At 70.9% G+C, this 25,839-nt stretch carries 21 protein-coding genes, 1 pseudogene and 1 riboswitch; of the genes and pseudogenes, 15 read left to right on the top strand and 7 right to left on the bottom strand.

Annotated features, from left to right (window positions below):
• Positions 1–23: 23 nt before the first annotated feature.
• Positions 24–893 carry a helix-turn-helix transcriptional regulator gene (locus ACWD4J_RS19270; protein WP_451396580.1) on the top strand — a complete coding sequence of 290 codons (870 nt, stop codon included), beginning with the start codon at positions 24–26 and terminating at the stop codon, positions 891–893.
• Between the two features lie 80 nt (positions 894–973).
• Positions 974–1,666: an MFS transporter gene (locus ACWD4J_RS19265; protein ID WP_451396579.1), complete on the top strand. Its 693-nt coding sequence runs from the start codon at positions 974–976 to the stop codon at positions 1,664–1,666.
• A gap of 455 nt (positions 1,667–2,121) precedes the next feature.
• Here the strand turns inward: ACWD4J_RS19265 and ACWD4J_RS19260 are convergent, their stop codons facing one another.
• Positions 2,122–2,709, bottom strand: coding sequence for a TetR family transcriptional regulator (locus ACWD4J_RS19260; protein ID WP_451396578.1), 588 nt, complete (start codon positions 2,707–2,709; stop codon positions 2,122–2,124).
• A gap of 99 nt (positions 2,710–2,808) precedes the next feature.
• Between ACWD4J_RS19260 and ACWD4J_RS19255 the strand changes: the two genes are divergently transcribed.
• Positions 2,809–3,747 (top strand): aldo/keto reductase, encoded by a 939-nt coding sequence (locus tag ACWD4J_RS19255; RefSeq protein ID WP_451396577.1) that lies wholly within the window; start codon positions 2,809–2,811, stop codon positions 3,745–3,747.
• Positions 3,748–3,840: 93 nt separating this feature from the next.
• Here the strand turns inward: ACWD4J_RS19255 and ACWD4J_RS19250 are convergent.
• Together ACWD4J_RS19250 and ACWD4J_RS19245 are read right to left on the bottom strand one after the other, a co-directional pair.
• Positions 3,841–4,512, bottom strand: a pseudogene (locus tag ACWD4J_RS19250) (N-acetylmuramoyl-L-alanine amidase).
• A 30-nt stretch (positions 4,513–4,542) separates the two neighbouring features.
• Positions 4,543–5,424, bottom strand: a complete 882-nt coding sequence (locus ACWD4J_RS19245) for a helix-turn-helix domain-containing protein (protein ID WP_451396684.1) — start codon at positions 5,422–5,424, stop codon at positions 4,543–4,545.
• A 188-nt stretch (positions 5,425–5,612) separates the two neighbouring features.
• On the opposite strand from ACWD4J_RS19245, the gene ACWD4J_RS19240 reads away from it, so the two are divergent.
• On the top strand, positions 5,613–6,278 hold the full coding sequence (locus ACWD4J_RS19240; RefSeq protein WP_451396576.1) for an SDR family NAD(P)-dependent oxidoreductase: 666 nt from the start codon (positions 5,613–5,615) through the stop codon (positions 6,276–6,278).
• 17 nt (positions 6,279–6,295) lie between these two features.
• Positions 6,296–6,823, top strand: a complete 528-nt coding sequence (locus ACWD4J_RS19235; protein WP_451396575.1) for a cyclophilin-like fold protein — start codon at positions 6,296–6,298, stop codon at positions 6,821–6,823.
• A 70-nt stretch (positions 6,824–6,893) separates the two neighbouring features.
• Here the strand turns inward: ACWD4J_RS19235 and ACWD4J_RS19230 are convergent, their stop codons facing one another.
• On the bottom strand, positions 6,894–7,715 hold the full coding sequence (locus ACWD4J_RS19230; protein WP_451396574.1) for an MFS transporter: 822 nt from the start codon (positions 7,713–7,715) through the stop codon (positions 6,894–6,896).
• Complete coding sequence (locus ACWD4J_RS19225; RefSeq protein ID WP_451396573.1) at positions 7,712–8,950, bottom strand: M20 metallopeptidase family protein; 1,239 nt, start codon at positions 8,948–8,950, stop codon at positions 7,712–7,714. The genes ACWD4J_RS19230 and ACWD4J_RS19225 overlap by 4 nt, the downstream gene beginning before the upstream one ends.
• Before the next feature lie 56 nt (positions 8,951–9,006).
• Here ACWD4J_RS19225 and ACWD4J_RS19220 point away from each other — a divergent pair, with 56 nt between their 5' ends.
• On the top strand, positions 9,007–10,107 hold the full coding sequence (locus tag ACWD4J_RS19220; protein ID WP_451396572.1) for an Lrp/AsnC family transcriptional regulator: 1,101 nt from the start codon (positions 9,007–9,009) through the stop codon (positions 10,105–10,107).
• 108 nt (positions 10,108–10,215) lie between these two features.
• On the opposite strand, the gene ACWD4J_RS19215 is transcribed toward ACWD4J_RS19220, so the two are convergent.
• Positions 10,216–14,868 carry an HAD-IC family P-type ATPase gene (locus tag ACWD4J_RS19215; RefSeq protein ID WP_451396571.1) on the bottom strand — a complete coding sequence of 1,551 codons (4,653 nt, stop codon included), beginning with the start codon at positions 14,866–14,868 and terminating at the stop codon, positions 10,216–10,218.
• Positions 14,869–15,092: 224 nt separating this feature from the next.
• Between ACWD4J_RS19215 and ACWD4J_RS19210 the strand changes: the two genes are divergently transcribed.
• Entirely contained in the window at positions 15,093–15,494 is a 402-nt protein-coding gene (locus ACWD4J_RS19210; protein WP_451396570.1) for a hypothetical protein, read from the top strand.
• A 131-nt stretch (positions 15,495–15,625) separates the two neighbouring features.
• On the opposite strand, the gene ACWD4J_RS19205 is transcribed toward ACWD4J_RS19210, so the two are convergent.
• On the bottom strand, positions 15,626–17,578 hold the full coding sequence (locus ACWD4J_RS19205) for an amino acid transporter (protein ID WP_451396569.1): 1,953 nt from the start codon (positions 17,576–17,578) through the stop codon (positions 15,626–15,628).
• 899 nt (positions 17,579–18,477) lie between these two features.
• Positions 18,478–18,650: riboswitch (cyclic di-AMP (ydaO/yuaA leader) on the top strand.
• Between the two features lie 4 nt (positions 18,651–18,654).
• On the opposite strand from ACWD4J_RS19205, the gene ACWD4J_RS19200 reads away from it, so the two are divergent.
• The 8 genes from ACWD4J_RS19200 (at position 18,655) to ACWD4J_RS19165 (ending at position 25,755) form a co-directional block, all read left to right on the top strand.
• Positions 18,655–19,380 carry a transglycosylase SLT domain-containing protein gene (locus ACWD4J_RS19200; protein WP_451396568.1) on the top strand — a complete coding sequence of 242 codons (726 nt, stop codon included), beginning with the start codon at positions 18,655–18,657 and terminating at the stop codon, positions 19,378–19,380.
• A gap of 257 nt (positions 19,381–19,637) precedes the next feature.
• Positions 19,638–20,147: an inorganic diphosphatase gene (locus tag ACWD4J_RS19195; protein WP_451396567.1), complete on the top strand. Its 510-nt coding sequence runs from the start codon at positions 19,638–19,640 to the stop codon at positions 20,145–20,147.
• A gap of 147 nt (positions 20,148–20,294) precedes the next feature.
• Positions 20,295–21,422: a baeRF2 domain-containing protein gene (locus ACWD4J_RS19190; RefSeq protein WP_451396566.1), complete on the top strand. Its 1,128-nt coding sequence runs from the start codon at positions 20,295–20,297 to the stop codon at positions 21,420–21,422.
• 339 nt (positions 21,423–21,761) lie between these two features.
• Complete coding sequence (locus ACWD4J_RS19185; protein WP_451396565.1) at positions 21,762–22,187, top strand: CBS domain-containing protein; 426 nt, start codon at positions 21,762–21,764, stop codon at positions 22,185–22,187.
• 428 nt (positions 22,188–22,615) lie between these two features.
• Complete coding sequence (locus ACWD4J_RS19180; RefSeq protein ID WP_451396564.1) at positions 22,616–23,185, top strand: hypothetical protein; 570 nt, start codon at positions 22,616–22,618, stop codon at positions 23,183–23,185.
• A 450-nt stretch (positions 23,186–23,635) separates the two neighbouring features.
• Positions 23,636–24,025 (top strand): cell division protein SepF, encoded by a 390-nt coding sequence (locus ACWD4J_RS19175; RefSeq protein ID WP_451396563.1) that lies wholly within the window; start codon positions 23,636–23,638, stop codon positions 24,023–24,025.
• A 250-nt stretch (positions 24,026–24,275) separates the two neighbouring features.
• The gene (locus ACWD4J_RS19170; RefSeq protein ID WP_451396562.1) at positions 24,276–25,445 is read left to right on the top strand and encodes an AAA family ATPase; all 1,170 of its coding nucleotides are present in this window, start codon (positions 24,276–24,278) and stop codon (positions 25,443–25,445) included.
• Complete coding sequence (locus ACWD4J_RS19165; RefSeq protein ID WP_451396561.1) at positions 25,432–25,755, top strand: nucleotide pyrophosphohydrolase; 324 nt, start codon at positions 25,432–25,434, stop codon at positions 25,753–25,755. Before ACWD4J_RS19170 ends, ACWD4J_RS19165 begins: the two co-directional genes overlap by 14 nt.
• Positions 25,756–25,839: the final 84 nt, after the last annotated feature.

The raw sequence follows: 25,839 nt of genomic DNA, 5'->3' as shown, positions 1-25,839 counted from the left end.
TTTTCCGATGCAAAGGTGATGGCATGAACCGCGATCCTCACCGCCACGATCTGGGGGAATTCCTCAAGGCGCGCCGCGCCGAGCTCGACCCGGCCGCCGTCGGTCTGCCCGACGGCGGCTCGCGTCGTGTCGCGGGCCTGCGCCGTGAGGAGGTCGCCGTGCTGGCGGCCATCAGCACCGACTACTACGCCCGCCTGGAACAGGGCCGTATCCAGCCGTCGCCGTCCGTGCTGGAGTCCCTGGCCCGGGTGCTGCGCCTGGACGAGGATCAGCGCGCCTATCTGTACGAGCTCGCGGCCAAGGACGAATTCCGCCCGCCCCGCCGGCAGCCGCGACTCAAGGCACAGCCGCAGCTGCAGCGCATGCTCGACGACATGGCGCACACCCCCGCCTTCGTGATCGGTCCGCGCACCGAGATCGTCGCCTGGAACGCCATGGGCGCCGCCCTGATCACCGACTTCGCGAAGATCCCCGAGAAGCAGCGCTACTACATCAGGCTGCTCATCACCGACCCCAGGATGCGCGAGCTGTACGCGGACTGGGAGGGCGTCACCCGGCTGGCCATCGCCCAGATGCGGATGCACAACGCCAACAGCCCGGGGGACACACAGCTCGCCACTCTGGTGGGCGAGCTCTCGGTCCGGGATGAGCAGTTCCGCCGGTGGTGGGGCTCCCACCACGTCGCCGTCCGGGACACCGGGGCCAAGCATCTGCGCCACCCCGTCGTCGGGGACCTGCATCTCGACTGGAACGCCGTCACCTGGGCCGCCGACCCCGACCTCCAGATCATCGTCTGGACCGCCGAAGCCGGTACTCCGACCCACGACAGCCTGCGCATGCTGGCGTCCTGGGCGGCGGACCCCAGCCACTCGACCAGCGACAGCTCCGCCTGACCAGCGCTGAGGTATTCCCTTCAAAGGGGGAGCCTTTCCTCCTATGCGTCCCGCGCCTAGGAAGAGGCTCTCCCTTTTTCGTGTACGGCTCTCCTGGCATCGCCGCCTTGCTGCTGCTCGCCTTCGTCCTGATCGAGCAGCGGGTCCGGCACCCGCTCGTCCGCTTCGGCATCCTGCGCAAGGCCACCACGGTCCGGGCCAACCTCAGCATCGTCGCGTTGATGGGCTCCTACCTCAGCTTCCAGTTCATGATGACGCTGTTCCTTCAGGACGGGCTCGGCTGGTCGCCCCTGCGCATGGCCTTCGCCCTGCTGCCGGTCGGCCTGATCGTCGCCGTCGGTTCGCCTCTCACCGGCAGGCTCGTCAACCGCTTCGGCACCGCGCCGCTGATCATCACCTCGATGACCTCGCTGACCCTCGGCTACGTCTGGTTCCTGACCACGGCCAGTTCCTCGCCCGACTACCTGACTGCCATGCTCCCGTCCCTGCTGCTCCTGGGTGGCGGCTTCGCGTTCGGCTACAGCGCCATCATGGCCCAGGCCACCGAAGGCATCGACGACTCCGAACAGGGCCTCGCCTCCGGCCTGGTGCACACCTCCGGCCAGGTCGGCGCCGCCCTCGTCCTCGCCGTGCTCACCGCCGTGATCGCCGGGGCGGGCGACAGCGGAGCCGACTTCACCACCTACCGACCCGGCCTGAACCTGGTCACCGGCGTCGCGGCGATCGGGCTGCTCCTGAACCTGGTCCCCGTGCTGCGTCTGCGGCGGCGTTGAGCCCCGCCAGACGGAAAGCCGCCCCGGGGCAGCTCCGGGTCGGCTTTCCGCGAGCACCGCTCACGCGAGGTTCTTGGTGAAGAACTCCTCCAGCCTGTCGAACGGGATCAGGTCCGTCTTGTCGTAGAGGTCCACGGGGCCCGCACCCGGGACGACGTAGACCTCTTTCGGCTTTCGGCTCCGAGGCGAGTTCGAGCCGCGCGGCCTGGAGCAGGACTCGCCGAACTCGCGGCCGACGGGGTCGGCGATCGTACGCGTCCGTCCCCACGGGTGACACCGGCGGGGACGGACGCGGCGCCATCATGATGCAAAGGGTCCTCGAACGAGCTGCGGGGGAACGGGCGGCAGCATCGGCGGGGTTGCGGCACGGTGAGGGCGTCACCCTGGCTGACGAAGAGGACGTCACCCTGGCCGGCGAATCCGTGGCCCAGCACCGTCGGGTCGCTCCTGCTGATTCATGCCGCCGCAGGGAAGAGGCGCTGTACGGCGGCGACGATGGCTGCCTGGCGGGCCGCCAGGAAGGCGTCGCGTTCCTCGCCGAGGGGAACGAGGCCGGTCTGGCCGGCCCACGACAAAGCCAGCTGACTGACGAACACCAGGATGTCCTCGGGCTCCCATGCGGGATCGAGGTGGCCGGCCTCCTGCGCCTTGCGAATCTGCTCGATCTTGCGGCGCAGGGACTCCTGTACCGGGTCGTCGGAGGGAGCCTCCCCGACCGGCAGCTCCAGTTGGCCCCACATCATCAGCCGGTGGCGTTCGGGGTGGCGGATGGCGTGGTCATGCATGCGGCCGGCGTAGCCCGGAAGGTCGGCGGGATCCAGGGGAACGGCTTCGGCCATGGCCGCGAGCTCCCGGCCGGCGACGAACTGGTAGAGCGCCTCCTTGCTGCGGAAGTACGCATAGACGCGTTCTTTGCTGGTGCGCGCCGCCTTGGCGATCCGCTCGACCCGCGCTCCCGCGATGCCGTGACGGGCGAATTCGGCGGTGGCCGCGGAGATGATGCGGTCACTGGTGGCGTCGGTGACGCTGCTGCGGGAGGCCATGGGGCCCAGCTTACCCAACCGAACCGTTCGGTTTGGCGACGCCAGCTGATGGCTGTATGTTCAAACCGAACAGTTTGGTTTGACTCGCAGGAGTAGATCATGCAGCAGCGCAATCTGGGCCGTCAGGGCCTGACCGTCTCCGAGATCGGCTACGGCGCGATGGGCACCGCCTTCGGCTACGGCCCCTCGGACGACACCGGGTCGATCGCCGCGATCCGCCGCGCTCACGAGCTCGGCGTGACCCACTTCGACACCGCCGAGATGTACGGCTGGGGAGAGGGCGAGAAGCTGCTCGGCATCGCTCTGGCCCCGATCCGTGACGAGGTGACGATCGCGACCAAGTTCGGCCTCACCCCGTCCTTCGCTCCGAACTCGAAGCCGGAGCACATCCGGGAGGTCGTCGACAACAGTCTCCGCAACCTGAACGCCGACGTGATCGACGTGCTCTACCAGCACGGCCCCGACCCGAGCGTCCCGATCGAGGACGTGGTCGGTGTGATGAAGGAGTTCGTCGACGCCGGCAAGGTCAAGTACCTCGGCCTGTCCAACACCGATTCCGACACCATCCGCCGCGCCCACGCGGTGCACCCGATCTCGGTCCTTCAGCACGAGTACTCGATCTTCGCCCACGACTCCGAGCAGTTCTTCCCCGTCCTGGAGGAACTCGGCATCGGCCTGGTCGCCTACTCCCCGCTCGCCCGCGGCTTCCTCAGTGGCGCCGTCCAGTCCCGCGAGCACTACGACGCGAGCGACATCCGTCAGATGATTCCCTGGTGGGCTCCGGAGAACTTCGACCAGAACCTCTCCATCGTCAGTGAGCTGACCAGGCTCGCGGAGAGCAAGGGCGTCACCCTGTCCCAGCTCGCCCTGGCTTGGCTGCTGGCGAAGAAGGACTGCATCGTCCCGATCCCCGGCTCGCGCAACCCCGAGCGCGTCGCGCAGAACGTCGCGGCCGCCGACCTCAAGCTGACCGCCGACGACCTCGCCCGCATCGACGAGATCGCACCCGACGGCGGCATCGGCGGGCGAGGTATGTGACACGCGCACCCGCCCAGGCCCACCGGAGCCCGGCTGACTGCTACGGGCAGGCAACCCGCACTCATCGTTCAAGTCGTGTGTAACGGGCACCCGTTACCTGGTCGCACGTACCAGACGCAGGTAGCGCTCCCAGTCCCAGTACGGGCCGGGGTCGGTGTGCGTGGCACCGCGGACCTCGTGGTGGCCGACGATGTGCTCGCGGTCGACGGGGATGTCGTAGCGGGCGCTGATGGCTGCCGCCAACTAGGCGGAGGCTTGGTAGGCGGCATCGGTGAACCAGCGGTCCGGTGCGTCGACGAAGCCCTCGTGCTCGATGCCGATGCTGCGCTCGTTCCACTTCCGGTTGCCCGCGTGGTAGGCCACGTCCGCCTCCCGGACCAGCTGTGCGACGTGTCCGTCCGAGGCGCGGACCAGGTAGTGGGCGGAGGCGCGGTGCCCCGGGTCCTGGAAGGCCCGGGCGGCCTAGGTGAAGCGGGACTGGGTGACGTGGATGACGATGCGGTGGATGGTGTAGTCGTCGGGTCGGTCGGCGTAGCGGTAGTTGGCGGCCGACGCGGCGATCCACTGGACGGAGGACTGGTCGACCGTTCCGTTCCGCAGCGCGCCACGCTGTCCCGGAAGGTCGTCGCCGACGCCGGCCGCCGCATTGCCGAGGCCGACGACGAGCGCGGCGCCCGCACCGAACAGCAGGGTCCGGCGGGTCGTGGTGGGGCGGGACAGCTCACGCCGGGGCGGCGGCAGTTGGCCGTTGGGTATGTCGTCCATGGTGAAGTGCCTGTTCGGCGAATAGGGCTCTCAGGCGAGCGGAGGAGAGGCCGTCAGGTTCTGGTCGGCGGCCCATGAGGCGAGGATGCGCAGCCGTTCGTGGGTGGGGGAGCCGGGTGCGGCCGTCCAGACGGTGAGGTGCTGGTCGGGGTCGGTGTTGGCGGTCAGGGTGTCCCAGTCCAGGAAGAGTTCGCCGACCACCGGGTGGTTGAGGGTCTTCGTGCCCACCGTGCGGGCCGCGACACGGTGGTCGCCCCACCACTGGGCGAACTGCTTGTCGCGCAGGGACAGTTCACCGACCAGCTCCATGAGGCGGGGGTCCTCGGGATACCTCGCGGCTTCCATCCGCAGCTGCGCCACGGCGAGCCGCGCCGAGGTCTCCCAGTCGGCGTACAGGGTGCGCATGGCCGGATCCGTGAAGCTGATCCGCGGGTAGCTGCGGTGCCTCTCCGGGATCCGGGAGAAGTCGGTGACCAGCGCGGCCGCCAGCGCGTTCCAGGCCAGGATGTCCCCGCGCCGCCCCTGCACGATGGCCGGAGTGGCGGTGAGATCGTCCAGTACGCGCTGCAACTGCGGCTGGACCCTCTGCCGCCCCCGCCTGCGGGTGCGGGTGGTGGTCTTGCCGGCGAGCTGGAAGAGATAGCCGCGCTCGTCGTCGTCGAGACGGAGCACCCGGGCGAGCGTGTCCAGCACGGGCGCGGACGCCTGCATACGGCCCTGCTCGAGACGCGTGTAGTAGTCGGTGCTGATGCCAGCGAGCTGGGCGACCTCTTCGCGGCGCAGCCCGGCGACCCGGCGGGGGCCACCGTTGTCGGGCAGGCCGACAGTGCTCGGGCTCAGCTCGGCGCGACGCTTCTTGAGAAATTCTCCCAGCTCGTTGAGGGGAACATTGCCGGTCATGCCGCTCAGCATGACACCGAACGCATCAGAGGAAGGAGGGAGAGTTTCCACCCAGGATGTCTCCCTCCCCGGATGTCTTTCTCCGCTTCTCGCTCCTGCCTCGGCATGTGAGGCTCGGCATGGAGCAGCCTGCGCGGCGATCCGAGCGCCATGCAGGCAAGGTCCGTCCCAAGCCCGAGCGAAGCCCCTCCACCCACAGCATGACGACCTTCGCCCTCGTCGGCGCCGGCCCCGGCCTGGGGCTCGCCACCGCCCGCCGCTTCGGAACCGCCGGCCACACCGTCGCCCTCATCTCCCGCAACGCCGAGAAGCTGGACGGGCTGACCGCCGAGCTGGTCCGCGACGGCATCCGGGCGCGGGGCTTCACCGCCGACGTCCTCGACATCGCGTCACTGGACGCGGCCCTGTACGCGGCGGCAGCCGGCCTGGGGCCCATCGAGATCCTGCAGTACAGCCCCGTACCCCGCGCCGACTTCATGAAGCCGGTCCTCGGCACGACTGCCGACGACCTCGACGCGCCCCTCGCCTTCTCCGTCAAGGGCCCCGTCACCGCGGTGAACGCCGTCCTGCCCGGCATGCGCGAACTCGGCCGCGGCACCCTTCTGTTCGTCAACGGCGGCAGCGCCGTACGCCCCCACCCGGACCGGGCCGGCACCTCGATCGCCTTCGCCGCGGAGAGCGCCTATGCCCGTATGCTGCACGACACCCTCGCCCCGGAGAACATCCACACCGCCCAGTTGATCATCCCGGGAGCCATCCGCCCCGACGCTGAGCACAGCAGCCCTGAGGTGCTGGCCCACCGCCTGTACGACATCCACCTCAAGCGCGACGGCTTCCGCCACTACGCCGAGCCCCTGCCCGACTGACGCCTCCGGAGGATGCCGTGAGCCCGACCACCCGTTCCAGCCTTGCCCGCGCCGTCCCGACCGCCTTGCTGCTTGCCGTCACCGCCTGTACCGAGGAGGCGGCCCCGCCCCCGTCCGCCCCGTCCTCCGCCTCCGCGTCACAGCGAACGCAGGCGGCCACGGCACCAGCCTCACCGTCCCATGACAAGGACACCGCCATGAACGTCCGCCTCACCATCGACGGCCACCGGGTCGACGCCACCCTGAACGACAGCGCCACGGCCCGCGACTTCGCCGCCCTGCTCCCGCTCACGCTGAACCTGAGCGACTTCCACGAGACGGAGAAGATCGCTGACCTACCGCGTCGGCTGTCCACCTCCGGCGCCCCGGACGCTGCCGAAGCCAAGCCCGGTGACCTGGCGTACTACGCCCCCTGGGGCAACCTGGCCCTCTTCTACCGAGGCAGCGGCTCCAGCGACGCCGGCCTGATCATCCTCGGCAGCGTGCACGGCGACACTGAACGCCTCGCCACCGCGACCAAGGTCACCATCGAGACCGCCTCCTGACCAGACCCACTCTCCACGGGAGGAAAACACGTGAATCCCACCTACGACTTCACCGGCCAGGTCGCCCTCGTCACCGGCGCCGGCTCCGGCATGGGCCGTCCGGGGCTTGTGAGGCGAAGTACACCACGCCGAAGCAGCAGGCCGCCGCGTAGAACGGACCGGCCTGACGACCGGTCAGCGCCGGTACGTCGACCAGGGGTTCGCGGCTGCGCAGTTCCGTCCGCACCCACCAGGCGAGCAGCAGCACGCCCAGGGCCGCGCCGATCAGCACCCGCGGGCCGACGCCCTCGTCGTGTTCGAGCGCGGAGACGCCCAGGAGCAGCGCCGTGGCGCCGAGGGTGAGCAGCGTGAACCCGGGCCAGTCCATGCCCCCGCCGCCGTGCGTCCGATTCGGGCACCGCCACGAAGGACAGCGGCACGCACACCGCCGCGAGCACCGCGGGTACCAGCAGCGCGGCCCGGACTCCGCCCAGGGCACCGACCGCCGCGCCCATCGAGGCGGCGCCGAGCAGCCCGCCCACGGTGAGGGCTCCGACCAGGCGGGCGATGGCACGGCGGGCGTCGGCCACCGACAGGCGGCTGCGCACCGGAGCGATCCGGCCGCCACGCACACCAGCGCGATGCGCAGCATGCGGCGGTGGCCGTACAGGTCGCCGAGCCTGCCGAACAGCGGTACGCACACGGTCGCGGCCAGCAGCTGCACCGACCCCACCCAGTTCGCCGCGGAGTCGCTCAGACCGTAGGCGTCGGCGAGGTCGGGCAGCAGGGGTGTGATGCCCAGCTGCGTGAAGCCGCTCATCACCTCGAACAGGACGAGCAGCCCCACCACCGCGGTGCCGGACGCGTCGCGCGCCGGCGCGGCGGCGCTGCTGGACGTGGTGCTGCCGGTCATGGCGTCACCGCCCCGGCCGCTGCCCGCGGGTCGCCGTCGGCCGCCGCGCGCTCCAGGCGCCGGGCGGCGAGGTCGGCGAGCAGGGCCGAGGCGGCCGGCAGTACGCCGTCGTCGTACGCGGCGTTGGGGGAGTGGTTCATCGGCGCGGTGGCGGGGTCGCCGTCGGCGGGGGAGGCGCCGATGAACAGGAACGCGCCGGGCACCTGCTGGAGGACGAGGGAGAAGTCCTCCGAGCCGGCGATCGGGTTCGGCGCGACGAACGTCCGGTCCGCGCCGAGGAGTTCCTCGGCCACGCCGGTGGCGAAGGAGGTCTCCGCGGCGTCGTTGACCGTGACCGGGTGACCATCCCGGTAGTCGATCTCGGCCTTGACGCCGTGCGCGTCGGCGATGCCCTGGACCGTACGGACCACGGCCGCGCGCATCAGGGCCCGCACGGGTTCGGAGAAGGTGCGGACGGTCCCCTTGAACGTCGCGGTCTCGGGGATGACGTTGGGTGCCTCGCCGGCGTGCAGGGACCCGACGGTGAGGACGGCGGGGTCGAAGACGTCGACGGTGCGGGTCACCATGGTCTGCAGCGCGGTGACCATCTCGCAGACGACGGGGATCGGGTCCTGGGCGGTATGCGGGGCGGACCCGTGGCCGCCGCGGCCGGTCACGGTCACGTCGAAGCCGTCGTACGCGGCGAGCACGGTGCCGGGCCGGGTGGCGACGACACCGGCGGGAAGGGTGTTGGCGGCGACGTGCAGGGCGTAGGCGGCGACGACGCGTTCGCCGGCGGCGTCGAGAACGCCCTCGTCGACCATCAGGCGGGCACCGTCGTAGCCCTCCTCTCCGGGCTGGAACATGAAGACCACGTCACCGGCGAGTTCCTCGCGCCGTGCCGCGAGCAGCCGGGCGGCGCCGACGAGGGCGCTGGTGTGCAGGTCGTGTCCGCAGGCGTGCATGACGCCGGCGCGGCGGGAGGTGTAGGGCAGTCCTGTGGTCTCCTGCACCGGAAGCGCGTCCATGTCGCCGCGCAGCAGGACGGCGGGACCCGGCCGGCCGCCGCGCAGGACGGCGGTGATGGAGCTGAGGGCCGTGCCGGTGGTGATCTCCAGGGGAAGCCCGTCGAGCGCCGCGAGAACGGTCTGCTGCGTCTGCGGCAGGTGCAGCCCGATTTCGGGGTCGCGGTGCAGGCTGCGGCGCAGATGCCGCAGGTCGTCGGTGAGGGCGGTGGCGTCGCCGAGCGTGAACATGGCCGGTATCCTGCGGCCGGGATGCACATCTTCCGCCGCTACGCCTGGATCCGCCGATGTTCACCGATCATTTGCCGGAAAGCGCCACCCTGGACGAGCTTGACCTGCGTCTCGTGACGGTGCTCCAGGGCAGTCCCCGAGCCGACTGGCAGGAGGTCGGCGCGGCTTTGGGAGTCGATCCCTCGACGGCGGCGCGCCGGTGGGCCAGGTTGTCGGAGGCGGGGCACGCGTGGTTCAGCTGCTATGCGGTCAGCATCGAGGGCATGCCCTTGATCGTCGCGTTCGTCGAGGTGGACTGCGTGCCCGGGCGGTTGTACGAGGTGGCGGCGGAACTCGCCGGGGACCCGCACGTCTTCACCGTCGAGCATGTGACCGGCGGCCGTGACCTGGTGCTGACGTGTGTCTTCGGCAGCCTGGCCGAGGTCGCCCGGTACACCGGGATGCGTATCGGCGCATTGCCGGGCGTCGCGGCCAGCCGTACGCAGATCGCCACCGCCCTGCACACCGAGGGCAGCCGGTGGCGGCTGGACAAGTCGGCCGACAAGTTGGCCGGGGACAGCCGGCGGGGCACCGTGCGGGTGGCGACCGGCGCCGAGCCCGGCCGGTCGGCGGTGCGCCGTGAGGACCAGGCGCTCGTCCAGGCCCTGGCCGGTGACGCGCGGCAGAGCGTGGCCGAGCTGTCCCGGCGTACGGGGCTCAGCGCGACCACGGTCCGCCGACGGCTGCGCCGCCTGGAGGAGTCCAGGGCTCTGGTGTTCCGGTGCGAGGTGGCGCGGAGCCTGTCGGGGTGGCCGGTCAGCGTGAGCCTGTGGTGCGCGGCGCCGCCGGGGGAGACGGCGCGGATCGCAGCGCATGTGTCGGCGATGCGGGAGATCCGGCTGTGCGCCTCGCTCTCGGGGCCGCACAACCTGCTGTTCGCCGCCTGGCTGCGCTCGATCGACGACATCCACGCCTTCGAGTCCCGGCTGGTCGCGCCCTTTCCCGACCTCACGGTCGCCGATCGGGCGGTGACCCTGTGGCCGGTGAAACTGGCCGGGCATGTGCTCGACCCCTCGGGACGACGGCTGGGGTCCGTGCCACTGGGGCGCTGGGACCAGAGCACCGTGGCCACGGCGGAGGCGGCGCTGCTCGCCGGGCTCCCCGTGGAACGGGAGTGACCCTCAGCGCGTATGGCCGACCCGTCCTCGCGGGCGTCGTCCGGCGGGACGCCCAGCGCGGCGTGGGCTGTGCCCACCCTCCCCCAGGCTCTCGGCTTCGCTCTAGTGTCACGCGGGTGTGGCGGCGGGCTGGGGGAACAAGAGGCGGGGAGCCAGGGCGGCCGCGAGGGTGGTGGTGGCCGAGCACGCGGTGACGGCCGCCCAGGCGAACGGGTCCAGGGGGGTGCAGCCGAAGAAGTGGCTGAGGCCGGGTGTCTGGACGACGGCGATGAGCGCTGCGCTGGAGAGCCCGGCGGTGGCCACGACCAGGGGGCTGTGCCGGCCGATGACGAGGGTCTGGCCGAGTTGGGTGCCCACCAGGGCGGCCAGGCCCATGGTGCTCGCGCGCCGCTCCAGGCCGGTGAAGCGGCCGATCTGCCAGGCGGTGGCGGCACCGAGGGTGGTGGCGGTGCCGCGTACGACCAGCATGCGGGCCAGATCGCGTCCGAAAAGCGAGGCCGCGGGTCCGCCGGCCAGCAGGTCTTCGTCGGGTCCGGGGGTGCGGGCCGGGGCGAGGGCGACGGCAAGGGCGGGCAGCATGTCGGTGAGCAGGTTCACCAGCAGGAGCTGGCGAGTGCCGAGGGGGGCGCGGCCGGACAGGGCGGTGCCGAGCACGGTGAAGGCGACTTCGCCGGCGTTGCCGCCGACCAGGATGCCGACCGCGTCGCGCACGCTGTGCCACAGCGTGCGGCCCTCGGCGAGGGCGTTGAGGATGCGGGTGGGATCGGGGTCGGTGAAGACGAGGTCTGCGGCGGCACGGGCGGAGGTGGAGCCGTGGGCCGCGAGGCCGATGCCGACGTCCGCGAGGTGGATGGCCGCGGCGTCGTTGACCCCGTCGCCGGTCATGGCCACGACGTGTCCGGCGCGTTGCAGGGCGTGGACGATCCGGACCTTGTGCTCGGGGGAGACACGGGCGAAGACGGCGGTCCGGGCGATCCGCTGGATGCGGGCCGGTTCGGGCAGGGTGTCCAGTTCGGCGCCGGTGAGGACGGTGTCGGCGTCGGGGATGCCGAGTTCGCGGGCGATGGCTGCGGCGGTGGCCGGGTGGTCGCCGGTGATCATCGCGGTGCGTACTCCGGCCTGCACCAGGCGTTTGACGGCTTCCGCGGCTCCCGGCCGCGGGGGATCGGCGATGGCGAGGAAGCCGAGCAGGGTCAGGTCGTGGGCCAGGTCGGCCGGATCGTCGTCGGGGCTCCCGGGTGCGGCGGGCGTGGCCTGGGCGACCGCGAGGACTCGCAGGCCGCCCGAGGCCAGCCGTTGCACGAGACGGTGCGCGGCGCGAAGCCGGTCCGGGGCCAGGACGACGATGCTGTCGCGGTCGTGCTCCGGGGATGACGAGAGGGTGGTGCCGCACCGGGCCAGGACTGTTTCCGGTGCTCCCTTGACGGCGAGGAAGGGGTGTCCTGATTCGGTGCCCAGGCAGGCGGAGTAGCCGCGGCTGGCTTCGAAGGGCAGTTCCGTGAGGGACTGCCAGGTGCGGTCCGGTTCGCAGTGGGTGGTCGCGGCGTGGATGACGGCTTGATCGGTGGCGTGGGGCAGCGTCTGGCCGGCCTCGGGGGCGGGGCAGGCTCTGGCCGCGGTCTGCAGCAGACGGCGGCCGGCTGCGCTGTCCATACGCAGGTCGTGCTCGGGCGTGGCCAGCTCGGTCACGGTCAGCCGGCCCTGGGTGAGGGTGCCGGTCTTGTCGAAGCAGACGACGTCTACGCGGCCCAATGCCTCCAGGACGCGGGCGGAGCGGGTGAGGACGCCGTGCCGGGACAGGCGGCGCGCGGCGGCGGACTGGGCGACGTTGGCGACCAGCGGAAGGCCCTCGGGAACCGCGGCGACCGCGATGGCCACTCCGGAGGCGAGCGCTTCGCGTACGGGCACCCCGCGCAGCAGACCGAGGACGGTGACCGCGGCGCCGCCGATGCCGACCGCGGGCAGCGCGGTCCTGGCCAGGGCCGCCAGGTGGCTTTCGATACCGGGTGGGGCGGTGGCCATGCCGGCCAGGTCGGCGGCGCGGCCGGCCTCGGTCTGCGGGCCGGTGGCCACGACCACGGCGTAACCGGTTCCGGCCAGCACGGTGCATCCCTGGTAGACCATGCAGGACCGCTCGGCGAGGTCGGCGCCTGGGGTGGCCGCCGGATCCTTGGCGACCGGGGCGGACTCCCCGGTCAGGGTCGCTTCGTCGATCTCCAGGCGGTCGCCGGCCAGCAGCCGGGCGTCCGCCGGGACGACGTCGGAAGGCCCCAGTGCGATGACGTCGCCGACCCGCAGGTGCTCTGCGGCGACGGTGTGCTCGGGGGCGCTCTCCAGACCGGTGAAGAACCGGGATTCGTCCGGCTCCGGACCGGTGAAGAACCGGGACCGGTCCGTGGCGGCAGTGGCGGCCGAGGGTGTCCAGTGGACCCGGCGGGCGGTCTGCTGCTCGGCGAGGAGCAGACCGTCGAGGGCGCGTTCGGCGCGCAGCCGCTGCACACCGCTGATCATGGCGTTGCCGGCCATCACGCCGCCCACCAGGGCGCAGTCGACACTGGACCCCAGGGCGGCGGAGGCCGCAGCCCCCAGAGCCAGCACGGGAGTGAGAGGGTCGCTCAGTTCCTCGCGTACGGCGGTCAGCAGCCGTGCGGCCTCCCGGGTCACCGCGGCCAGGCCGACGGCGTCGGCGGCGGTGTGTACGGCTTCGGAGAGGCCGCGCCGCGAGGGACGGACCGGTTCGGCCGACGGCTCATTCACCGACCGGTCGGCCGGGTCTCCCCCGAGGGCGCCCAGGACGTCGAAGGCCTCGCGGGCCCCCAGGGCGTGCCAGGCAGTGCGGATGCGGGCCGGTGGCAGGGGCCGGCAGGCGAGGCTGCGGGCCGCCCGGACACCGCCGACCTGGGCGAGGAAGGCGGCACCGTAGATCGGTGAGGTGGTCAGGCCGGCCACCGTGCGGCGCGTACCGGAGGCGGCGAGCAGCGCCCCGAGAGCCGAACCGCCCAGGCACAGGCGGGCCGACCTGCTGCTGACCTTGCGGGCCACGTCCACGGCGGCCAGGACTCGCCAGGCCTGTGCCAGGCCGGGGCCGCAGATCAGGTGCCCGGACCAGCAGCACACCCCGCCGTCAGCGCCGGGGTGGCGCAGAACGGCGACGCCGATGTCCGCGGCGGCCAGCGCCTGATCCTGGCCTGACGTGAGCAGGAGGACGACCTGATCCTCGGCCTGCAGGCGCCGTACCTCCTCGTGCAGCGAGGCGGACATCGGCACGGCCTCGTCGGCCCAGGCGAGCAGTTCACCGGCGCTCGCGTGCTCGGTGAGCAGCAGGCGGCGGGGACCGGAGCGGGCCGTCGCGAGCAGGGCGTCGGCCAGCGGGTCGAGTTCACAGCCGACCAGAATGCGTCCCTGGCGCCGCCCGTCCGGGCCGAGCAGGTCCAGGGCCAGCCCCGAAGGGGCGTCCGGCCGCCCCTGGGGGGCGTCAGCGGGACGCTCCAGCCGCCACCCCTCGCAGACCCACGGCCCCGGACCGCACAGAGCGTGCAGCGAGCGGCCCGCCAGAGCCGACTGCCCCGCACGCCACACGCCGGCCTCGTCCAGCCGGCCGGTGGCCACGGCCGACAGGAGCCGGGGGCGGGGGCCGCACAGGACGGCCGAGTCGATCAGCACGGTCGAGACCCGGTCCAGCACCCGCAGGGCCGCCCCGTCCATCGGGACCACACCGTCGCGGGCCAGGTCCCTGCCCAGCCATGCGCTGAAGGCCTCCCGGCCCATCCCGGCGGCCTTCGGCACGGTCGCCAGGATGGCCTGTGCGGCCTGCTCGGGGTCGCGGGTCCACGCGAGCACTCCTCCGGCTCCCAGCAGCGCCGCCAGCGAGGTCTTCTCGCCGCATGCCTCCACCGGCCCTGCGGGCAGCGGCGCCGGCCGGGGCGCTCGCTCGGGCGCCTGACCAGGCAGTCCATCGCCGCTTCCCACGAGCTCGGTCTCCCGCTCGGTCCACACGGCTTGCCGGGCGCTGATCTCGGCGAGCTGCCACAGCCGCTGCAGCGCATCCACGGCAAGCGGTGCCATCCCCCGGGTCAGGGAGTGCACTGCCGCGTTGGACATCCCCAGCACCATCTCCGCATGGGCCCGGCCGAGCCGCTCCTCCAGCAGACGACGCAGCCGCGGCTGTGTCTCCGCCAGCACCACCGGCACCCGCAGCAGGGCCGGCGCGGACCACGGCGCCGCACGGCCGACCGCGGCCGTCACCAGGCCGAGGCAGTCCGCGGCCAGCGACGCCCCGGCCAGCACCGCGGGCGCCGTGTCGAACGGCGGATGAGGACGATGGCCGGCGAACGGCTCCGCATCGCTGCCGTGCGCCTGCTCCACCTGCTCCACCAGGTCCACCAGGCCGTCCAGGTCGACGCCGCCCGCGTCGGTGTCGACCACCACCTGCCCGAGAACCGCGTTCACCTCCGCCCAGCGCACCCCCTCCACGGCGCGCAGCGCCGTGCCCAGCGCGCACACCAGCCGGTCATGCCGCTCCCCCCGCCCGCTCAGACCGCGCACCTCGATGTGCGCCCTGCCCTCGCGGGACCAGACCCGCCGCCGCGCTCGGTCCTGGCCGGCATCAGCCAGTACGGCGGCCACCTCGGCAAGGCCGCCCGGCAGACCGCTCAGAGCGTCACCCACCACCTGCCGGCTCCGACGGGCCGCGCCGAGGACGCACTGCACGGCCTCGGTCACGACGTTCCGTGGCTCCGGTACGGACACCAGGCTGGACATGGATGGCAGAACCCCGTTGCTCCACGGCAGCACCGGGCACCTCCGGCTCTCTGACGGGCCACGCTCCGGTGGCCACGGACCTGGGCTGAGGACGGCGGAATCCGGGCGCGCAGACGCCATTCAGAGGATTCCGTGGACTTCAGAAGGCGACGTAAGTCTCAGAGAACCATAATTGCCAAATAAGTCACACATTCAGAAGGAATGCGGCATTAGGAGGATGAATCGTGAACGCCACCGGCCCGCAAACCCGCGCCAGAACCGCCGAGACCACCAGGCGCCGAGCCGTCGCGAGCGAGGAGACGCAGCATCCCCCGAACGGGCACTCCTGGCGGGACTTCTCCATCACTCTTCCCGTCGGCCAGGCCGCCTCCGCCGTCGTGAAGACCGCCACGATGCCCGTCAGAACAGCTCAGCGCGTGCTGCCGGCGATGGGAGGGCTCCCCCTCTACCTCGGCCTCGGAACCCTCGGTGTGGTCGGCGTACTGGAGTGGCCCGTGGCGGCCGGCATCGGCGTCGGGTACGCCGTCCTGCGCAGAGGAGGAACACTGGCCCCCGCGTCCGCCGCCCGGTCCACCGGATCTGATGCCGAATCCCGTACCGGCTCCGGGAAAATCGCCACCGAATAGGTCCTGCCTATTCGGCCGAATGCACCCAGCGGTAAGCCGAATGCGCCGAAATGTAGGCCGAATGCGTCAATCGATAAAAGGCGTGGAAAGAAATAGGGCGCCTTCCCGGGGACTCGGCGCCGGCGCCCGGGTCAGCCGACGTGGACGCGCGGCCGGCGGGAGCGGTCGGGTTCCGCCTCGCGGAGGACCTCACGGGTGACGGGGGCGACCTCGCCCTGGCCGAACAGGAAGAAGCGCAGGAAGTTGGCGAAGGGGTTGCCCTCGGTCCACTCGAAGTAGATGTGCGGGGTGCAGCCCGTGGAGTCGCGGACGTGCAGGACCAGCGCGGCCAGGGCGTTGGGGATGGAGGAGCTCTCCAGGGTCAGGACGCGGTAGCGGTCGTGGAGGACTTCGCCGCGCACCGTGAGGCCCGCCTCGAACTCGGAGGGGTCGGTGACCGTCACCTCGACGAAGACGAAGTCCTCCTGGGACGGGATGTCGTTGTCGTGGCGGATCTGCTCGATCTTGTCGCGGTACTCGGCCTTGTCCCGGCTGCCCGGCTCGTTGGCGATGAACCGGATCTTGCGGTGGGCCATGTCGCGGACGAACCGCCCTGCCATGTCGTCGAGCGTGACGTGGGTGACGCGCAGTTCGAAGGCGCGGGCGAGACGGGAGAGCAGGGAGACGAGGATGATGCCGGCGATGAAGCAGGCGCCGATCTTCACACCGTCGGGGCGCTCGATGACGTTCAGGACCGTCGTGTAGAGGAATACCGCGGAGATGACGGCGAAGCCGATGGTCCAGCCCCTCTGACCGGCCTTGCGCGCGGCGATGGTGACCGCGATGGCCGCCGAGCTGATCAGGACCAGCACACCGGTGGCGTAGGCGCCGCCCTGCGCGTCCACATCCGCGTCGAAGATCCAGGTGACGACGAAGCCGATCAGGGTGAAGACGATCACCATGGGGCGGACGGCGCGGGCCCAGTGCGGGGCCATGCCGTAGCGGGGCAGGTAGCGGGGCATCAGGTTGAGCAGCCCGGCCATGGCGGAGGCGCCGGCGAACCACAGGATGGCGATCGTCGAGACGTCGTAGACGGTGCCGAAGATGTTGCCCAGGTACTCGTGTGAGAGATACGCGAGCGCACGGCCGTTGGCCTGGCCGCCGGACTCGAACTCCTTCGCCGGAATGAGCAGCGTGGTGATGAAGCTCGTGGCGATCAGGAACACGCTCATGATCAACGCGGCCCAGGTCAGCAGCTTCTTCGTGCCGCGTATCCGGCCCGAGGGCTTCTCCTCGGTGTCGTCGGGGTCGCCCTGGACATGCGGCATGACCGCCACGCCGGTCTCGAAGCCGGACAGACCGAGCGCCAGCTTCGGGAAGACCAGCAGGGCTACGCCGATCATGACAAAAACGTTTCCGTGCTGGGCGGTCAGCGCGGAGGACCAGTCGGTCACGACATGCCCCGCGGTGACCACGTGCCACAGGCCGACCACCACGACGACGGCGTTGAGCACGAGATAGACCCCCACCAGCGCGACGGCGACGCCGATGGCCTCCAGGAAGCCCTTGAGGAACACCGCGCCGAGGAGCGCGATCAGGATCAGGGTGATCAGCATCTGCTTGTCGTGCAGTACGCCGGTCAGATGGGGGTTCTCCACCAGGTGCGTGGAGGCGTCGGCCGCCGACAGGGTGATGGTGATCAGGAAGTCGGTCGCGGCGAACCCGAGCAGGGTGAGGACGAAGAGCTTGCCCTTCCAGAACGTCAGCAGCCGCTCCAGCATCGCGATCGAGCCCTGTCCGTGCGGGCTCTCGTCGGCCACGCGCCGGTACACCGGCAGGGCGCCCGCCAGAGTGACGATCACCAGCACGATGGTCGCGATGGGGGACAGCAGGCCCGCCGCGAGGGCGGCGATGCCCGGCTGGTAGCCGAGGGTGGAGAAGTAGTCCACGCCGGTCAGGCACATCACCCGCCACCAGGGCTGCCCCTTGTGGGCGGGCTCCGGCGCGGCGGCGTCCGGGCCCTGCTGGTGTCCGGCCATGTCGGAGAGGCCTTCCAGCATCCACGTGCGCAATCGGCTCGCAGGCGGGCGTTCGGTGGTGGCCATTCGAGTGCTCTCCTGATGTGCGGCTCAGCATGGGATTCCGGCCATCACTCGGACGGCGGGATCAGCGTAAGCGGAGAGTGATGCACGGGCCCACGGATGCAGGGGGTCGAGCGCGTCAAGCTTGCGTTAAGACCGGGCGGTCGGTGCCCGCGGCTCGTCGGCATGCGGACGTACCGGGACGAGGCGGCGCGATCCGGGCCGTGCGAGAGTGTGCGGCCGGGCGCTCCCGCGGGTCATGGTCGAACACGCAGTGTCATGCCGTACATGGCTCTGCCCTCGACGAAGGCGGGGCGCGGGCGGTGGCGCAGGGGGCGCGGCGCTTCCGCCTTCCTGGTGGCGTAGGTACTCGTGGCGAGGATGCCGGTGGTCGCCTGCGCGGCTCGCCGGTGGCGGCTGCCCTCGCGATCGCCGCTGGCGCCCCCCGTAATCGCATCAGCCACGCGACTCGTGCTGCGACTCGTACTGCGGACCTCCACCTCCAGCCTCTGTAGAGGAGGTTGAGGTTGCGTCAGCTGATCGGTCCGGGAAAGAACCCGACCGGCGCGCCGAGAGTCGCTGGAGCTGACGTTATGGGCGATTTGCACTATTCCTCATCAAAGTTCACTCACGTCCTATTCATTCAACTTTCTGTACTTTGAGTCGTGTTGCGGCGCGAGAAATGCCACCTCACCAGTGATATGCCTCACGTCGGGATGATCTGCCCGTTTTCTGCATGTCTGGCTCCTTGCTTCATCCGGCTCGCGGAGAAAGGGAGTTGGGCCGACGGACAGCCCGGTCCGGCACCGGCTCGACTCGCAAATACGGATATCGCTGTGAATTCCGCCCTTGTTCCGGCCGGGCGTTCTCGCTTACGTTCGCGCCACTCCGGTCGGTCACGCCGAATCCTGCCGCCGCCCGGGAAACCGCGATCACTCACGTATGGCAGGAGCGGGGAACCCAGGTAAGTCGCCGATCCGGAAACCGGAACCGATCCGGAAACCGGACCGGCTCGGGGTGAAGTCGCATTCACACTGCGGCCGGGCATCTCCAGCCCGAACCCGACAGCTCACCTCGCAGGCGGCGGAGAGGAATTCGTCATGCCTGCAAAGGGAATGCACCGTCGTCCCAAGACCAATCCGCTGGCTCGGGGCCTCGTCGCCCTGGGTGCCGGTGGTGCCGTGTTCGCCGCACCGTTGATGGCCGCTACCAGTGCCGAGGCGGCACCGGCGGTGCAGACCGCCGCCGCACCGGGGCTCTCGCCCGTCGTCGCCGCCCCGACGGGCAAGATGACCCCCTACACCGTGGTCGCGGGTGACACGCTTGCCAAGATCGCAGCCTCGCACCACGTGGTGGGCGGCTGGAAGAAGCTGTACGAGGACAACCGGGCGGTCATCGGCGCCGATCCGACGAAGATCCGTCCCGGCCTCAAGCTGATGGTCGAGGCCCAGCCGGGGACGCCGGTCGCGTCAGCCACACCCAAGCAGGGGTCGGGGAAGACGTACGCCAACAACCTGGACGGCTGGATCAGGCAGTCGCTCGACGTCATGGCCGCGCATGGCATTCCCGGCAGCTACGACGGAATCCACCGCAACATCATGCGCGAGTCCTCGGGCAATCCGAAGGCCGTCAACAACTGGGACTCCAACGCCGCAAAGGGAACCCCCTCCAAGGGCCTCCTCCAGGTCATCGACCCCACCTTCCGCGCCTATCACGTCTCCGGTACGTCGTGGGACATTTTCGACCCGGTCGCCAACATCACTGCTGCGTGCAACTACGCGGCCGCCAGGTATGGGTCGATGGACAACGTCAACGGTGCCTACTGACGTACCTGCTTTCCGCTCGACGTACCTGTTTCCATCGGAAGATCGCGGATTGATTCCGCACGGGCCGTCGGCCGCGCGCAGAGAAATCCAGGCGAAAACGCGCGGACCGAACCCGTTCATGGCCGATCCGAGGGGGTAGCCGAACGGCAGGAAACGGCCGACCTGTGATGCGACCACGCCCGGCCCGCCACCCGGACCCGTGCCCTGAGCGGCCGGGTCCGGTGGACGGGCCGAGGACGCGGACAAGGAGGGCCACCGTGGAATTCGACGTGATTGTGGAGATCCCGCAGGGGTCCCGTAACAAGTACGAGATGGATCACTCGATCGGGCGGATCCGACTGGACCGCATGCTGTTCACCTCCACGCAATATCCGGCCGACTACGGATACATAGACGGCACGCTCGGCAGCGACGGCGACCCCTTGGACGCTCCGGTCGTCACCGGGGACCCGACGTTCCCGGGCTGTGCCATCGAGTGCAGGGCGATCGCGATGTTCGTCATGCGCGACGACAAGGGCATGGACCAGAAGGTGCTGTGCGTGCCCGCCCATGACCCGCGCTACGCCGCCGTCCAGGACATCGGGGACGTCCCGGAGTTCGACCGGCTGGAGATCACCCACTTCTTCGAGGTGTACAAGGACCTGGAACCCGGCAAGTCCGTCGAGGGTTCCCACTGGGAAGGCCGCGACCAGGCCTACGCCGAGATCGAGGCGTCCCGCCGGCGCGCCGCCGAGAGCCAGACCGCCGGACCGGGCCGACCAGGCTGACCAAAGGCGTGAATGGGCGTCGCCACATGGTCATGCCAAGCCACGCGCGTTCGCGCGGTCGGCCTGAGGACAGGGGCGGTCGACCCCAGGCCAGGGACGGTCGGCCCCAGGCCAGAGGGTGAGGCCAGGTGAGGCCAGGAGACAACCGTGAAGCTGTCCTTCCTTGAACCGCTGTACGCACGGCCGGGTCCCTATGCATGCGCCTACGTGGACACGTCCCGGGACGTCGAGGACCCGGAGACCGCCAACGACGTGCGGCGACGCCATGTGCGGGACGACCTGGCCGCGCAGGGCGCCGACACCGCCACCGTCGCTGCCGTGGCCGCCGTGATCGGGGCCGACAGGGCCGTGCCGGGCCGGCACGGCCAGGCCGTCTTCGCGGCGCACGGGCGGCTCGCCCTGGTGGCGGAGCTGCCCGATCCGCCCGTGCGCGACCTGACCGAGTTCACCTCACTGCCCGATGCCATGCCGCTGGCGGTTCAGCATGCACCGGACATCCCGTACACGGCTGTCGTCGTGCACCGTGTCGACCACAGAGGCGAGAGCGGCCTTCAGGAGGAACTGCAGGTCGATCTGGAGACGGGCAGGTGGCCCATCAGCAGGGTCACTCCCGGGACGCACTCGCGTCGGCGGTTCCCCGTCGTGGACTGGCAGAGGGGCGTCGCACAGGTCGCCGGCGAGCTGGGGGAACTGGCCGACCGGGGCGGTGCGGAGGTGATCGTGGTGTGCGGGGAGGTGTGGGCGCGCGCCGTCCTGCTCCACCGGCTGCCCCGGCGCTTGAGCGAGCGAGTGGTCGTCGCCGAGGGCGGTGCGGGGGAGGGCGGCGAGGGCCGGGCGCTGCTGGAGGAGGAACTGGTGGAGCTGTTCCGTGGACGCATGGCGGTGCGCGACAGGGCTCAGGCGGAGACGTTCATGGCGCACCGCGCCCGGTACAGCAGTGCGGCGGAGGGCATGGCGGCCACCGTCGCCGCGCTGCAGCGGGGCCAGGCGAGATCCCTCCTGATCAACGAGCGCACCATTGGCGAGCGCACCGAGTCCCCCGCGCGGATGTGGACCGGACCTGAGCCGACGCACATCGCCCTCTCCCCTGGTGACCTGCGGTCCTTCGGCGTGACCGCCGTCGAGCGGCAACCGGCTGACGCCGCCCTGATCCGGGCGGCCGTCGGTACGGGCGCCGAGCTCGTCGTCGTACCGCCACAGGAGGAACCACGGCTGGCCGACGGGGTCGGGGTGCTGCTGCGCTACTCCGACACCGCCACGACCTGGGTGTCGTGAGCCGCGGGGCGGTGCCGCGGCAGGGCAGCCCGACGCCTTGAAACTGACGTTACGTCAGTGGTCGCGATCCATGTGCCCCCGGAGGAGACGCCGGGCCCGGTGCGGAGGAGTGGCGGCGGTGACGGAACAGCGCCGGCGACGCTCTCGCCGGCCGTGGCCGGTGCGGGCGCGGACGGCTGAGGCCGATGTCCCGACTGCTGCCTCGGGTGCATCGCGGATCCGCCGGAGTGAGAATGGACCTGACCAAGGCATCAGGAGGCGACCGGGGGGTCGTGGCAGACCGATCGGGTGCCGTGGCGTCCCCGCCTCCGGGGCCGATCCGCTGGCAAGGAGGCTGTCATGACCAATGCGCGAGACGTCATGCACCCCGGTGCGGAGTGCGTCGGCGAGCACGAGACGCTGGACTCCGCGGCACGGCGCATGCGGGACCTCGATGTGGGCGCGCTGCCGATCTGCGGTGACGACGACAAGCTGCGCGGCATCATCACCGACCGCGACATCGTGGTGAAGTGCCTGGCCGCCGGGGGTGACCCGACGACGATGACCGCCGGTGAACTGGCGCAGGGCAAGCCCGTCACGGTGAAGGCGGATGCGGACATCAAGCAGGTGCTCGAAACGATGGAGGAGAACCGGATCCGCCGCTTGCCGATCATCGACGAGAACAAGCGGCTGGTCGGCATGATCAGCGAGGCCGACCTGGCGCGCAACCTGCCGGAGAAGGAGGTGGGCCGGTTCGTCGAGGCCGTTGTGGCATACAGCATCTGACCTGCTACGACAGGTCGGCCGCAACCGTATACGCCTCTCAACGTACCTTGAGGGCGCGGAAGTTGCCGGATTCGCCGGAACCGGGGCCTGGACGGGGTCGGGCCGGGGCCGCGCGAGCCGCTTCCGCGCCCCGCCTCCGCCGCCCGCTCGACCTCACCCGCCCCCGCCGTTTGAACCCACTGGTGAATCGGACAGCCGTCGCATGGGTGAAGCCAAAACGCCGGAAGTGTGGGTGAATTGTGAGCGGGTCACCACATCCGAACGCATTTACAAGAAACGCCAGGCTTCGCCACCCCTTCCGCACCGTAGAAATATCTACAAGCATGAGCGCGTCGGGACCGGGTCCACGAATCCGAACAGGTTTGTGCCCGGCGGGAGTTGAGTGCCCCGTCCGATCGTGCGAAGCAGATATTTCATGGAGGAGGGTCATGAGGAATTCGGCCTCGAGGCAAGCCATGGAGTGGCTCGCCGCGGCCGCGAAGGATCCCCGGGCATGCAAACGGGAGTGGGAGTACGGCGAACACGGGACGGTGGTGCTGGCTTCGGGGCGGTTCTGGGACGTGCTCAGCGTCCCCGAGGAACTCGGCCTGCTCACGCTGGACACCCTGCTGCGCACACCGCAGTACGAGCCCGGCCCCACACTCGTGGATTTCGCAGCCCACAGAGTCGGCTTCTTCCTGCCGCCGGATCCGGCCTGCCGCTGGATCGGCTCCGGCATCCGCTACGCGGGCAAGGGCTCCTGGATCGCGGTGCCGCCCCCCTACCGGTCCGGACGGTCCCTGCAGTGGCTCGTCCCGCCCGACGGCAGCGGCGACCTTCATACCCCGGCCGCGCTCGAACTGGCGCTCCGACAGGCGACGGGCCAGCTCGCCGTCATCGTCAGCCGGGAGAGGGCCGATCCTGGCAGCCAGTCCGGGGATTCGCTCGCTGAGGACTCGCGGGCTCAGGGCTTGCGTCCACAGGGTTTGCGCCCTCAGGGCTTGCGTCCACAGGGGTAGCGTGCTCAGGGTCGGTGTTCTGGGACTCGCGCCCGCGAGGTCGGCGTCTTCGGGACGCGCGCCCGCAGGGTGGGTGTTTTCAGGACTCGCGCCTGCAGGGTGGGCGTCTTCAGGACTCGCCCATCGGCCCGTGCCGGTCTCTCGGCCCGGGCGACCTGGTCACCTTGATCAGATCTCCATCGCTCAACCGGACCGCCGCATCGGCGGATCCGGGATCGCGCAGCATGCGGACGGGCCGTCTGCCTGCCCCACACCGTGCCGAGGCCCGCACCGTATCGCTCCCGAGCGCGTACCTCTTACTGCCGCTCCTCTCAAGGGTGTTCGCACCATTGCACGGGAGTTCGGCCACTGTTCTCGTTTCACTCCGTGTCGCAGTTGGGCCGAACGGGTGACTGCTTGTAAGAATTGGCTGGTGCAGACAATGAGGACGAGCCCGGACGGGGTGGGGGCATGAACAGCCACGACGTCACCGACGAACAGTGGGAGGGGCTCGCCCAGGTCGTACCGTTGCGAAGCCGCGACGAATGGCCGTCCTGGCCGGGCCACCGGGCGCTGCCGGACGCGGAGACCGAGACGAACCGGCGCTTCGTGGTGCTGCGCGTCAACGTCTTCGCCGACGCCCGCAAGGTCGCGGAGACCCTGATGGCGCAGGTACCGGTCCTGCTGGACCTGACCGGCGCGGAGACCGAAGTCGCCAAGCGCGTCCTGGACTTCTCCAGCGGCGTGGTCTTCGGCCTCGGCAGCGGTATGCACCGTGTCGACCGCAACGTCTTCCTGCTGGCACCTCCCGGGACCGAGGTCCAGGGGCTCGTCGCCGGGGCCGGGAAGCACGGGGTGTGAGGGCATCCGACCGGCTACGAGGTCCGGGCCTGGTGGACGAGGCCGGGCCCGATGGCGGGAAGCCCGGCAGTCGAACGGCGTACCGCCCAGGCTGCCCAGGACGGCCCAGGCTGCCCAGGACGGCCCAGGCCGCCCAGCCGCCCAGGACCGCCTCGGACGTCGACGGCGCTGCGGACTCCGTCCCCCGATCGTAGGAAAGTCGCTCCAGCGGAACGATTCGCCTGATCCCCGGCCGCTTACGGTCCCGGACATGACCGTGCTCTCCCGGGGCGCGACCCCGGCGGCGCCCGCGACGCGTCCGGACCGGCCGAGCATCACCGAACTCAGGCTCTCCGCCTTCGCGTCGCACCGCCGCGCCGTCTTCCCGCTCGGCCCGCTCACCTTCTTCGCGGGTCCCAGCGGCACCGGCAAGTCCAGTGCCCTGCGGGCGTACGAGGCACTGGCGCGGCTCGCCGGCGGGGCGGAGCTCGGCGAGGTCTTCCCGGACCCGGCCGCCTGCGTGCCCGAGCGCGCCAGGCCCGACGCGCAGCAGCGGCGCGGATTCCGTCTCGGCTGTACGGTCGACGGCCCGGTCGGTGCTGTACGGCTCGATGTCGCCGTACAGGCAGAGCCCGAACTGCGCATCGTCGGCGAGCGGTTGACGGCCGGCGGGCTCACGCTGCTCGAGACGGCACTGCGCGACCCGGGGCGGCGTGCCGTCCAGGCGGCCTGGTACACCGCGGGCACCGCTCCGGTGACCCGCGCCCCGCTGCCCGACGACAGGCTCGGCACCGCGCTGCTGCCGCTCCGTGTCGCGGGCAAGACCGACGGCCAGCGCCATGTGCTCGCCGCGGCGGAACAAGTGATCGTCGCGCTGCGGTCGGTCTTCGCCTGCGACCCGCTGCCCCGGCGCATGCGCGGCGCGGTGCCGCTCGACGAGGGGCGGCTCCTCGGCGGCTGCGGCAACCTCGCCGAGGTCCTGTGGCGCACCCGGTCGGAGTGCGGCCAGCGGCACGCGCAGCTGGTCGCGGCGGTACGCGCGGGCTGTATCGGCCCTGTCGAGGACGTACGGGCGGAGCAGCTGGACAGCCGGACGGTACGCGCGGTGCTCGACCGGGGCGATGGCGTCCGCACGCCCACAGGGCGACTAGGCGACGGTGAGCTGCGGTTTCTGGCGCTGGCTCTCGTGCTGCTCACCGGACCGGGCGTCCTGGAGGTCGATCCGGTGGCCGAGGTGCCGCAGGCGCTGCAGTGCCTGACCGTGCTTGCCGACGGGTTCGACCGCTGCCTGGACGAACGGCAGTTGCGGGAGCTCGCGAGGCTGGCCGTGCTGACGTGCGAGCGCGGGCACATCCGGCTGGTGGGGGCGGTGCAGAACGCGTCATGGGCCGCTGAGGCGGACGGCGTGACGGTGGTAGACCTGGACCGTGAAAGAACTTGATGTGGCGGGGCTGCAGCGCAGGCTGGCCGAGTTCGCGGCCGCCCGCAACTGGCAGCAGTACCACACGCCGAAGAACCTGGCCGCCGCGCTCAGCGTGGAGGCGTCCGAGCTGGTCGAGATCTTCCAGTGGCTGACACCCGAGGAGTCGGCCGCGGTGATGGACGACCCCGAGTCGGCGCACCGGGTGACGGACGAGGTCGCCGACGTCCTCGCGTATCTGCTGCAGCTGTGCGAGGTGCTGGGGATCGATGCGCTGACGGCACTGGACGCCAAGATCGACCGCAATGAGCGGCGGTTTCCGATCTCTTGAGCTCCTTGCAGAGCTTGAAGCTCCATGAATGCGCCGGGAGCCGCCCCTTGAAGGCGGATACGCCGCGGAGGGCCGCTATTCGTC

It is taken from the genome of Streptomyces sp. NPDC002577 (assembly GCF_053594815.1).
Note: the sequence above shows the minus strand (reverse complement) of the source record. Positions and strands in the feature narration are given on the sequence as shown.

Excerpts from the sequence above, each read along its gene's own strand:
- ACWD4J_RS19215 (WP_451396571.1), bottom strand. The coding sequence starts at position 14,868 with ATGTCCAGCCTGGTGTCCGTACCGGAGCCACGGAACGTCGTGACCGAG.
- ACWD4J_RS19185 (WP_451396565.1), top strand. The coding sequence starts at position 21,762 with ATGACCAATGCGCGAGACGTCATGCACCCCGGTGCGGAGTGCGTCGGC.
- ACWD4J_RS19170 (WP_451396562.1), top strand. The coding sequence starts at position 24,276 with ATGACCGTGCTCTCCCGGGGCGCGACCCCGGCGGCGCCCGCGACGCGT.
- ACWD4J_RS19230 (WP_451396574.1), bottom strand. The coding sequence starts at position 7,715 with ATGACCGGCAGCACCACGTCCAGCAGCGCCGCCGCGCCGGCGCGCGAC.
- ACWD4J_RS19180 (WP_451396564.1), top strand. The coding sequence starts at position 22,616 with ATGAGGAATTCGGCCTCGAGGCAAGCCATGGAGTGGCTCGCCGCGGCC.
- ACWD4J_RS19220 (WP_451396572.1), top strand. The coding sequence starts at position 9,007 with ATGTTCACCGATCATTTGCCGGAAAGCGCCACCCTGGACGAGCTTGAC.
- ACWD4J_RS19175 (WP_451396563.1), top strand. The coding sequence starts at position 23,636 with ATGAACAGCCACGACGTCACCGACGAACAGTGGGAGGGGCTCGCCCAG.
- ACWD4J_RS19260 (WP_451396578.1), bottom strand. The coding sequence starts at position 2,709 with ATGGCCTCCCGCAGCAGCGTCACCGACGCCACCAGTGACCGCATCATC.
- ACWD4J_RS19200 (WP_451396568.1), top strand. The coding sequence starts at position 18,655 with ATGCCTGCAAAGGGAATGCACCGTCGTCCCAAGACCAATCCGCTGGCT.
- ACWD4J_RS19255 (WP_451396577.1), top strand. The coding sequence starts at position 2,809 with ATGCAGCAGCGCAATCTGGGCCGTCAGGGCCTGACCGTCTCCGAGATC.
- ACWD4J_RS19225 (WP_451396573.1), bottom strand. The coding sequence starts at position 8,950 with ATGTTCACGCTCGGCGACGCCACCGCCCTCACCGACGACCTGCGGCAT.
- ACWD4J_RS19240 (WP_451396576.1), top strand. The coding sequence starts at position 5,613 with ATGACGACCTTCGCCCTCGTCGGCGCCGGCCCCGGCCTGGGGCTCGCC.
- ACWD4J_RS19270 (WP_451396580.1), top strand. The coding sequence starts at position 24 with ATGAACCGCGATCCTCACCGCCACGATCTGGGGGAATTCCTCAAGGCG.
- ACWD4J_RS19205 (WP_451396569.1), bottom strand. The coding sequence starts at position 17,578 with ATGGCCACCACCGAACGCCCGCCTGCGAGCCGATTGCGCACGTGGATG.
- ACWD4J_RS19245 (WP_451396684.1), bottom strand. The coding sequence starts at position 5,424 with ATGCTGAGCGGCATGACCGGCAATGTTCCCCTCAACGAGCTGGGAGAA.